This window comes from Candidatus Methylomirabilis sp. (assembly GCA_036000645.1).
Classification (GTDB): Bacteria; Methylomirabilota; Methylomirabilia; order Methylomirabilales; family JACPAU01; genus JACPAU01.
Map to the genome: position 1 here is coordinate 1 of DASYVA010000033.1, position 9,832 is coordinate 9,832.

Here is a 9,832-nt window from a genome sequence, read left to right on the forward strand (position 1 = left end):
TTCGTCACCGGGCGCATCAGGGCCACCTGGTCCAGTTCCTGGAACGCCAGGCGCCCCTCCTGCGCCACCTCGTAGGAGCCGCTGATGGCGATCACGGGGCTGCCGGCGGCCGCGGCCGTCGCCACGCCGGTCAGGCTGTTCGTGTGGCCGGGGCCGCCGGTGACCACCGAGACGCCGGGACGCCCCGTGACCCGGGCCCACCCGTCCGCCATGTGGACCGCGGCCGCCTCGTGCCGCACATCCACAATCTCGATACCGTGCCGCCGCGCCGCCACGAAGACCGGGTTCACGTGATCGCCGCAGAGGCCGAAGAAGTGGTTGACCCCCTGCCGCTTGAGCGAGCGCAGCAGGAGATCGGCGCCGGTCATCCGGGGCACTGGACCCTCCTCCTGGCGAAGGCGGTCCCCTTCTAACACCCGCCTCCGGGGCTGTCAAGGATGCCCGGGAAGCGCGGGTTGAAGGCGCCCGCTGTGTCGCGGACCGGGAAGGCCTCGCCGGGTCCATTTGCGGCACGTGGGCCTTCCCTGGGGATCGCCTCGAGCCTGGTGTGCACGATCCACCCGAAGGCGCCTCCTTCGTCCACGAGAATTTCGGTTTTTGGCACGTCAACTGCACGCCGTTACGCACTGCTGATCAAAGATGAATAGGCAGGCGACGGATGGCTACGCGATAGGGTGGTGGGGACATGAGGTCTATCGGCTTCAGCACGAAGTGTTCCCTATCCATTGCCCTCCTGGTGACGGTATCCCTGGGCGTGCTGAGTCTCCTGGCGGTCACCGTGAGCCGGAGGAGCCTCCGAGAGCAGGTGCTCGCTGCCAACCTGACGACCGCGACGCTGGCGAGTAGGGCGGTGCAGCAATACATCACCGATGCGGTCAGCATCGTCCAGGAGGCCACCGGGCGGCCGAAGTTGAGGCAGGAGATTCTCGACGGAAACTGGCCCGAGGCCGGGAAGGTCCTGGCGAACCTCCTGCAGAATTTCGCACAGTTCGACTACGTGTTCGTCCAGGATCCCCGCGGAATCATCAGGGTGAGGGTCCCACCCGCGGAGACCATTGGCCAGGACTTTTCCTTCCGCCCGTTTTTCCGCGAGGTGATGAGGACGCGCCGACTCAGCGTCTCGGGCGTCTACGTTTCCAAGGCGGCCCAGCGGCCCGTGATTTCGATCGCCGCCCCGGTCCTGGACGCCCAGGACAACATCAAGGGGGTTCTGGTCGGGGCGTTGTCGCACGGAACTCTGAGCCAGTTCGTCTCCACGATCCGACAGGAAGACCGTACCCTGGTGCGCGTCGTGGATGGTGAAGGGCTCCTGATTACCCATTCGGGCGGCGCGGGGGCCGTGCTGGCCCAGGATCTGAAGGCCCAGCCGATTGTCCAGGCGATGCTCGCGGGCCATTCGGGAACGATGGAGTTCCGTGAGCCCGGGGGAGCCGAGACATTCCTCGGGGCTTATGTCGCGATCGCTCCGTGGGGCTGGGGCGTCGTCGTGGCCCAGCCGGTCTCCGTCGCCTACGCCGCGGCAGACCGCCTTGGTCGATGGTTGCTCTGGACGGGTCTGGCCTGCACGGCGATCGCGGTCCTCCTGGGATGGGGACTCGCCCGTGCCCTGGCCGGTCCGTTGCTGCGGTTTGCTGACGCAGCCGGGAAACTGGCGGCGGGGGACTTTGCGGTCCGGGTGACCGTTCAGAGCCAGGATGAGGTGGGCACCCTGGCTCGCGCCTTCAACAACATGGCCGAGCAGCTCCAGAAGTCTTATCGCGACCTGGAGCGGGAACTCGCCGAGCGCCGGCGGGTGGAGGAGGAGATCCGCAGCCTCAACGAGCAGCTCGAGCAGCGGGTCGTGGAGCGGACTGGAAAGCTCGAGGCCGCCAATAGAGAGATGGAAGCCTTCACCTACACGGTCTCCCACGATCTGAAGGCGCCGCTTCGGGGGATGGAGGGGTTCGCCCGGGCGCTTGGGGAGGACTACGCCGACCGCCTCGACGAGGCGGGACACCGCTATCTCGGCATGATCCGGTCGTCGGCCCGCCGGATGGGGGAGCTCATTGACGACCTCCTCCGCTACTCCCGACTGGAGCGGCGGGAGATGCGGCGTGAACGCGTCCCACTCCAGCGCCTTCTGGAGACCCTCTGCGAGGAACGGGACGAGGAGATCCGGGCGCGAGGGCTCACCGTTCGGATGGAGCTGGCCGAGGAGGCAGTCGAAGCGGAGCGGGAGGGGCTCCGGGAGGCGCTGGCCAACCTGGTGGAGAACGCGGTGAAGTTCAGCCGGGACGGGGGGGGCACGATCACCATCGGGGCCCGGCGCGAGGGGGACGAGGCGATCCTCTCGGTGGCCGACACTGGGATCGGCTTCGACATGAAGTACCACGACCGGATCTTCCGGATTTTCGAGCGCCTGCACCGGCAGGAGGAATACGCGGGAACCGGCGTCGGGCTGGCCATCGTCCGGAAGGTGGCCGAGCGCCACGGCGGCCGGGCCTGGGCGCAGTCGGAGCCCGGGAAGGGGAGCACGTTCTATCTGGCGCTCCCGGCGGGCGCGGGAGGGACGGGATGACCGAACCAGTTCCGATCCTGCTGGTGGAGGACAACCCCGCTGACGTCGAGCTCACGCTCCGGGCCTTTAAGCAGCGGAAGCTGTCCAACCCCATTGCCGTGGTTCGTGACGGGGAGGAGGCGCTGGACTACGTCCACCGGCGGGGGCGGTTTGCCGGGGACGCGCCGATCCCCGGGGTGATCCTCCTGGACCTGCGGCTGCCGAAGGTGGACGGCCTGGAGGTCCTGCGGGAAGTCAAGGCCCACCCGGTCTACCGGAACATCCCGGTCGTGGTGCTCACGACCTCCGCGGAGGACAGGGATATCAAGAAGAGCTACGAACTCGGCGCGGCCAGCTACATCGTCAAGCCGGTGGAGTTCGAGAAGTTCCTGCAGGTGGTGGAGCGCATCGATCTCTACTGGATGCTCACGAATGTCCCCTATCCTGCGGAGGAGCGGGGGAGGTAGCGCCCGATGGAGTCGATCCGCGTGCTCTACGTGGAAGATGACCCGGCGGACCGAGAGCTGACGCTCCGCTATCTGCGCCAACACGCCCCGGATCTGGAGGTGCGGACCGTCGGCAGCGGCGGGGAGGCGCGAGAGGCTCTGCGCGGCGAACGGTTCGACCTGATCCTCCTGGACTACCGCCTGCCGGACGTGGACGGCCTCCAGCTCCTGCGGGAGGTGGTGAGCGCGATGCCGGAGGTCCCCGCGTTGATGCTGACGGGCAGCGGCGATCACGAGGTGGCGGTCGGAGCGCTCAAGCTCGGGGCGACCAACTATGTGATCAAGAAGCCCGGCCACCTGGACCGCCTGCCCGCAGCGGTCCGGGAGGCGCTGGGTCGCTTCCGCCACGAGCGGAGCCACCGGGCCCGGGGCCTCCGGATTCTGTACGCTGAGCGCAATCCGGCCGATGTCGACCTGACCGTCCGCCACGTTGCGGCCCACGCGGCCCACCTCGAAATCGAGACGGCCAGCACGGGTGCCGGCGCCCTCCGAAAGCTCGAGGCCGGTGGATTCGATCTCCTTCTCCTGGATTACCGTCTGCCCGACCTGAACGGCCTGGAGATCCTCCAGGAGATGCGCGAGCGGGGGCTGCGCCTCCCCGTGGTGATGATCACCGGCCAGGGCGACGAGGAGACCGCCGTCCAGGCCCTGAAGATGGGAGCGACGGACTATGTGGTCAAGCGGGAGGGCTATCTCAACCAGCTCCCCTCCACCATCGAGAGCGCGATCGCGCAGCGGGCCCTGGCCGATGAGAAGGAAGCCCTCCTCACCCTCAACGGCATTGCCGTGGTGATCGCCTCGACCCTGGATCTCGACGCCGTCCTGCAAAAGGTGGCCGCCGCCGCGGGCACCCTGCTCCGGGTGGAGCGCTCCCTGGTTTCCCTCCTGGGAGACGACGGGGTCGAGCTCCTCCCTGCTGCCTGGCACGGGTGGCGTGGCGAGGTGGCAGGGCGCCTCCGGTTCCGCGTCGGGCAGGACGTCCCGGGCCGGGCGGCCGGCGAGCGCCGGCCGGTCGGCGTAGCGGATTACCGGCTGGCCGCCCCCGCCGTGCACCGGGAGGCGGCCGTGCTCGAGGGGGTCGGGGGGGTGCTCAGCGTCCCGCTGCTCGCCCGCGACCGCCTCCTGGGTGTCCTGACGGTCGCCGCCACAGGGGCGCGGGCCTTCAGCCTCCCGGAGGAGGGGCTCCTCGCTTCCCTGGCGGCCCATACCTCCGTGGGGATCGAGAACGCGCGGCTGCTCGCCCAGATCCAGCGGCACGCTGACCAGCTCGAGGAGCGTGTTCGGGAACGGACCCGGGAGGTGGAGGCGGTGAACCGGCAGCTCCAGGAGGCATCCCGGCACAAATCCGAGTTCCTGGCCAATATGTCGCACGAGCTCCGGACGCCGCTCAACGCGATCATCGGCTTCTCCCAAGTCCTGCGAGAGCTCGGAGTAGGTCCCCTGAACGAGAAGCAGAATCGCTACATCGGGCATATCCATCAATCGGGCAGGCACCTCCTCCAGCTCATCAACGACATCCTGGATCTTGCCAAGGTCGAGGCGGGGAGATTCGTCCTCGAGCCCGAAGCCATGGATGTGGCGGCGACCCTGGAGGACATCCTGGTCATTGCCCGGGGCCTCGCCCATCAGAAAGCCCAGCAAATCGAGGCCCAGATCGAGCCCTCGCTCGCCCCGCTGCGGGCCGACCCCGTCCGCTTCAAGCAGATCTGCTTTAACCTCCTGAGCAACGCGGTGAAGTTCACGCCGGAGCAGGGCCGGATCACCGTGGCCGCACGGCGGGCCCCGGAGGGGGGCGACTGGCTGGAGCTTCGCGTGACGGATACGGGGATCGGGATCAAGGCCGAAGACCTGCCCCGGCTGTTCCAGGAGTTCGTCCAGCTTGAGGCCGCGGCCACCAAGCGCCACGAGGGAACGGGCCTCGGCCTCGCCCTGACCGAGCGGCTCGTCGGGCTGCACGGCGGGCAGATCCGGGCAGAGTCGGCGGGCATGGGGCAGGGGAGCACGTTCACGGTCCTCCTGCCTTTCGGCGGGCCCGGTGGGTCCTGGGGCGCTTTGACGGGGGCCCCGTCACCGTGAGGCCCGTGGTGTCTATCCAAGCGGACCCAGAGGGTCCCCGTCCCACCGGCCTCGTTCCGCGCGATCCTCCACACCCCACGCCCTGAGGATTCCCGGCCGATCGATTTCCAGAGGCGCCGATGAACCGGCATGATCCGGTCGGGAGTTGCACGTGCGGCGCCTTGTGGTAGAGTAGCGCCGCTTCCCGGGAGCCCACCCCATGGCAGAGCCCCGCATCGGGATCATCGGCGGCAGCGGCCTCTACGAGATGGCCGGCCTGACGGACGTGCGGGAGGAGCGGGTCGAGACCCCCTTCGGCCCCCCCTCGGACGCCTACGTCCTGGGCCGCCTCGAGGGGCGCCCCGTCGCCTTCCTGGCCCGCCACGGCCGGGGGCACCGCCTCCTCCCCTCCGAGCTGAACTTCCGGGCCAATATCTACGGCTTCAAGGCCCTCGGCGCGGAGTGGATCCTCTCCGCCTCGGCCGTGGGGAGCATGCGGGAGGACGTGAAGCCCCGGGACATGCTGATCCCGGACCAGTTCTTCGACCGGACGAAGGCCCGCCCGAGCACGTTTTTCGGGGACGGCTTGGTGGTCCACGTGGCCTTCGCCGACCCCGTCTGCCCGTCCCTGGGCGATCACCTGGAGCGCGCCGCGCGCGACGAGGGGGCGACCGTGCACCGGGGGGGGACCTACCTGTGCATCGAGGGGCCCCAGTTCTCGACCCGGGCCGAGTCCCGCATCTACCGGGCATGGGGCGTGGATGTCATCGGGATGACCAACCTGCAGGAGGCCAAGCTGGCCCGGGAGGCCGAGATCTGCTACGCCACGCTGGCCCTGGTGACCGACTACGACGTGTGGCACGAGACCGAGGAGGACGTGACCGTGGAGGCGGTGATCGCCGTCCTGCAGGAGAATGCGGCGATGGCCAAAGCGATCCTCCGGCGGGCGGTCCGGGCCATCCCGCCCACCCGGACCTGCGTCTGCCCTCACGCGCTCCGGGACGCCATCCTCACCGCGCGGGACCGGATCCCCCCGGCCACGCGGGAGCGCCTCGGGCTCCTCGTCGGGAAATACTTGTCGCCATGAAGATCCTGGTGGTCGGCTCAGTAGCCTACGACACCGTCCGGACCCCCTTCGGGGAGGTGAGCGAAGTGCTGGGAGGCTCGGCCGCCTACTTCGCCGTGGCCGCCGCCTTCTTCGCCGATGTCCGCCTGGTGGCGGTGGTGGGGGAGGACTTCGCCGAGGAGCATCTCGAGCTCCTCCGGGAGCGGCACGTGGACCTGGAGGGCCTCTCGCGCGTCCCGGGCCGGACCTTTCGGTGGCGGGGGGAGTACGGCTTCGACCTGAACGAGGCGAAGACGCTGGAGACCCATCTCAACGTCTTCGCCGCCTTCCGGCCCCGCATTCCGCCCGCGTACCGGGAGAGCGAGATCGTGTTCCTCGCAAACATCGATCCGGACCTCCAGCGGGAGGTCCTGGGGCAGGTGGCGGCCCCGAAGCTGGTGGCGGCCGACACCATGAACTTCTGGATCACGGGGAAGCCGGAGGCCCTGCGGGAGACGCTGCAGCAGGTCCACACCCTGCTGGTCAACGACGCCGAGGCGCGGATGCTGGCGGGGGAGCCGAACCTGGTGAAGGCGGCGCGGAAGATCCTCTCCTGGGGCCCCAAGTCGCTCCTGATCAAGCGGGGGGAGTACGGGGCCCTGATGTTCTCGGATGGCTGGTGGTTCTCGGCGCCGGCCCTCCCCCTGGAGCAGATCCTGGACCCGACCGGGGCCGGGGACTCCTTCGCCGGCGGCTACCTCGGGTACCTGGCCAACACCGGCAACTTCAGCCTGGACAATGTCCGGAAGGCCGTCATCATGGGGTCGGTCATGGCCTCGTTTGCTGTGGAGGACTTTTCCCTCCGCCGCCTGACCCGTCTCACCTATCCCGAGATCGAGAGCCGGTATCGGGAGTTCAAGGAGCTGGTCCGCTTCGAGGATATCTAGAACTCCCCCCGGGGGCCGCGGTCTCTCTTCCCCGTCGGATCCAGCCATGGAGCTCACCGGCAAGGTCGCGCTCATCACCGGCGCCAGCCGCGGGATCGGGCGCGCCGTGGCCGAGGCGTACGCGGCGGCGGGGGCCGCCCTCGCCCTCTGTGCCCGAAGCGCCGGGGAGCTTGAGGAAGCCGCCGCGGCGCTCGGGCGGGGCGGGGGGAGAGTGGTGGCGCTCCCGGCCGATGTGAGCGACCCGGCCCAGGTCGAGCGGTTCGTGGGGGAGGCACTCACGACCTTCGGCCGGGTGGATGTCCTGGTGAACAACGCCGGCATCCCGGGTCCGCACGTTTCCCTGGCCGAGGTGGACCCGGCGGACTGGGCCGCGGTCCTGGCGGTCAATCTCACGGGGCCGTTCCTGTGCGCCCGGGCCGTCGTTCCCGCCATGCGCCGCCAGGGAGGCGGAAGCATCATCAATGTCTCCTCGTGGCTCGGCCGCAACGCGATGGAGGGCTGGGGAGCCTACGGCGCCGCCAAGTGGGGTCTCGAGGGGCTGACGCGGTACCTGGCCCTCGAGCTGAAGCGGGACCGGATCCGGGTCAACAGCTTGAGCCCAGGGATGGTGGCGACCCGAATGACCGGATTTGCCGGCGAGGCGCCCGAGCGCATCGCGCCCCTCTTCGTCTACCTGGCCTCCGACGCCGCGCGCCACGTGACCGGGAGAGCCCTGGACGTGGAGACCTGGCGCCGGGAGCTGAAGTCGTAAGGGCCTGGCCGGACGCGGGGCCCGGGACTCGCCCCGGTTGGGCGGGCAATCGCCCAACACCGGCCTGCCGCAAGGAGGGTTCCGTGAAGATCCACAACCTCAGGCACGTCGGGCATCTTGACATCCCGGGGGGCGGACAGGTGTCCGTCAAGGACCGGGTCGCCTACATCGGCCACATGGCCCCGCCGCTCGGGACGTCCGTCGTGGACGTTTCCAATCCGAGGGCACCCAAGATCCTGGCCCAGCTCGAGGCCCGGCCCGCCACCCACTGCCACAAGGCGCGCGTGAACGGTCACAACATCCTGGTGGTCAACCATGAGCGCTACAAGGAGACGCCGGGCCCCCTCCGGCCGGGCTTCCAGGTTCTGGACGTCTCCACCCCGGCCCGCCCCCGGGAGATCGCCTTCGTGGAGACGGCCGGGATGGGGGTTCACCGGTTCGACCTCGATGACCGGTACGCGTACGTCTCCACCGAGATGGAGGGGTACGTGGGCTGCATCAGCGTGATCTACGACCTGGCGGACCCGGCCCGGCCGAAGGAGGTGGGTCGGTGGTGGTTGCCGGGGCAGTGGACCACGGGCGGCGAGACGCCTACCTGGGAGGGGAAGCGGCACCGGACGCACCATCCCCTGCGGTCCGGCAACCGGCTGTACATCAGTTGTTGGTTCGGGGGGTTTGCGATCGTGGACGCGACGGACCTGACGCGGCCCCGGACCATTTCCTCTCTCGACTGGAGCCCCCCCTACCCGGCCCCAACGCACACGGCTCTGCGGATCCCCTTCAGGGTGCGGGGCCGGGATGTTCTGGTGGTCAGCGACGAGCACACCACCGACGACACGTACACCGACCCTTCTCCCTTCCTGTGGATCGTGGACATCACCGACGAGACCAGGCCGATCCCCATCTCCAACTACATCGTCGCGGAATCCGCGGTCGCGAACCGGGCGGGGCGGTTCGGGTGCCACCAGCCCCAGGAGCAGGTGCACGACTCGGTCCTCGGGGTCACCTGGTTCAGCGGAGGCCTGCGCCTGGTCGACATCAAGGATCCCTTCCGCCCGGTCGAGGTCGGCTATTTCATCCCGGACCCGGTGGGGGGCGGGCGCTCGGCCCAGAGCAACGACGTCTTCTACGACGGCAACGGCCTCCTGTACGTCATCGACCGCTTCAACGGTCTGGACATCCTGGAGCGGAGCCGGTAGGCGGCGCGAGAAGCGGGGGCGCATGCGCTTGCCGGATCCGGCATCCGCGGTATAATACCCGGTCAGGCTGGCCAGCCAGCGCCGGGAGGGCCCATGGCCACCGACCGCATCGTCATCCGGGGTGCCCGCGAGCACAACCTGAAGTCCATCGACCTCGAGATCCCCCGGGAGAAGCTCGTCGTCATCACGGGGGTCTCGGGCTCCGGCAAATCCACCCTCGCGTTCGACACCATCTACGCCGAGGGGCAGCGCCGCTACGTGGAGTCCCTCTCGGCTTACGCCCGGCAGTTCCTCGAGCAGATGGAGAAGCCGGATGTGGACTCGATCGAAGGGCTCTCGCCGGCTATTTCGATCGAGCAGCGCACGACCTCCAAGAACCCGCGCTCGACCGTCGGCACGGTCACCGAGATCTACGACTACCTTCGCCTCTTGTACGCCTCGATCGGCAAGCCCCACTGTCCGAGCTGCGCCCGGCCGATCCAGGCGCAGACGATCCAGGAGATGGTGGACCGCGCCCTGCGCCTGCCCGAAGGCAGCCGTTTTGCCGTCCTCGCCCCCTACGTCACCGGCAAGAAAGGGGAATACAAGAAGCAGATGGCGGAGATGCTCAAGGAGGGTTTCCTGCGGGCGCGGATCGACGGGAGGTTCCACGACCTGGAGGATCCTCCGGAACTGGACAAACAGAAGAAACATACGATCGAGCTGGTCGTGGATCGCCTCGTGGCCAAGCCCGCTTCCGACGAGGAATACAAGAAGCGGCTCGCCGACTCGATCGAGACCGCCACCCGCGTGT

Annotated in this window: 9 protein-coding genes; 8 read left to right on the top strand and 1 reads right to left on the bottom strand. The window is 68.9% G+C overall.

Annotation, left to right across the window (positions count from 1 at the left end):
* Window positions 1-368, bottom strand: a 368-nt coding sequence (locus VGT06_01725; protein HEV8661851.1) for a thiamine pyrophosphate-binding protein, incomplete at its 3' end; no start/stop codon positions are given.
* A gap of 317 nt (window positions 369-685) precedes the next feature.
* On the opposite strand from VGT06_01725, the gene VGT06_01730 reads away from it, so the two are divergent.
* The 8 genes from VGT06_01730 to VGT06_01765 all read left to right on the top strand — a co-directional run.
* A complete protein-coding gene (locus tag VGT06_01730) occupies window positions 686-2,557 on the top strand; it encodes an ATP-binding protein (protein ID HEV8661852.1) in 1,872 nt (623 codons plus the stop codon).
* Window positions 2,554-3,003, top strand: a complete 450-nt coding sequence (locus tag VGT06_01735; protein ID HEV8661853.1) for a response regulator — start codon at window positions 2,554-2,556, stop codon at window positions 3,001-3,003. The genes VGT06_01730 and VGT06_01735 overlap by 4 nt, the downstream gene beginning before the upstream one ends.
* Window positions 3,004-3,009: 6 nt before the next feature.
* Window positions 3,010-5,118: a response regulator gene (locus VGT06_01740; protein ID HEV8661854.1), complete on the top strand. Its 2,109-nt coding sequence runs from the start codon at window positions 3,010-3,012 to the stop codon at window positions 5,116-5,118.
* Window positions 5,119-5,317: 199 nt separating this feature from the next.
* The gene (gene mtnP, locus VGT06_01745) at window positions 5,318-6,184 is read left to right on the top strand and encodes an S-methyl-5'-thioadenosine phosphorylase (protein ID HEV8661855.1); all 867 of its coding nucleotides are present in this window, start codon (window positions 5,318-5,320) and stop codon (window positions 6,182-6,184) included.
* Window positions 6,181-7,089 (top strand): PfkB family carbohydrate kinase, encoded by a 909-nt coding sequence (locus VGT06_01750; GenBank protein ID HEV8661856.1) that lies wholly within the window; start codon window positions 6,181-6,183, stop codon window positions 7,087-7,089. The genes mtnP and VGT06_01750 overlap by 4 nt, the downstream gene beginning before the upstream one ends.
* Before the next feature lie 46 nt (window positions 7,090-7,135).
* Complete coding sequence (locus VGT06_01755; protein HEV8661857.1) at window positions 7,136-7,840, top strand: SDR family NAD(P)-dependent oxidoreductase; 705 nt, start codon at window positions 7,136-7,138, stop codon at window positions 7,838-7,840.
* An 83-nt stretch (window positions 7,841-7,923) separates the two neighbouring features.
* Entirely contained in the window at window positions 7,924-9,039 is a 1,116-nt protein-coding gene (locus tag VGT06_01760) for a hypothetical protein (protein HEV8661858.1), read from the top strand.
* 93 nt (window positions 9,040-9,132) lie between these two features.
* Window positions 9,133-9,832: hypothetical protein (locus tag VGT06_01765; protein HEV8661859.1), on the top strand; the 700-nt coding region annotated here is incomplete at its 3' end.

Excerpts from the sequence above, each read along its gene's own strand:
- VGT06_01755 (HEV8661857.1), top strand. The coding sequence starts at position 7,136 with ATGGAGCTCACCGGCAAGGTCGCGCTCATCACCGGCGCCAGCCGCGGG.
- VGT06_01740 (HEV8661854.1), top strand. The coding sequence starts at position 3,010 with ATGGAGTCGATCCGCGTGCTCTACGTGGAAGATGACCCGGCGGACCGA.
- VGT06_01735 (HEV8661853.1), top strand. The coding sequence starts at position 2,554 with ATGACCGAACCAGTTCCGATCCTGCTGGTGGAGGACAACCCCGCTGAC.
- mtnP (HEV8661855.1), top strand. The coding sequence starts at position 5,318 with ATGGCAGAGCCCCGCATCGGGATCATCGGCGGCAGCGGCCTCTACGAG.
- VGT06_01750 (HEV8661856.1), top strand. The coding sequence starts at position 6,181 with ATGAAGATCCTGGTGGTCGGCTCAGTAGCCTACGACACCGTCCGGACC.
- VGT06_01730 (HEV8661852.1), top strand. The coding sequence starts at position 686 with ATGAGGTCTATCGGCTTCAGCACGAAGTGTTCCCTATCCATTGCCCTC.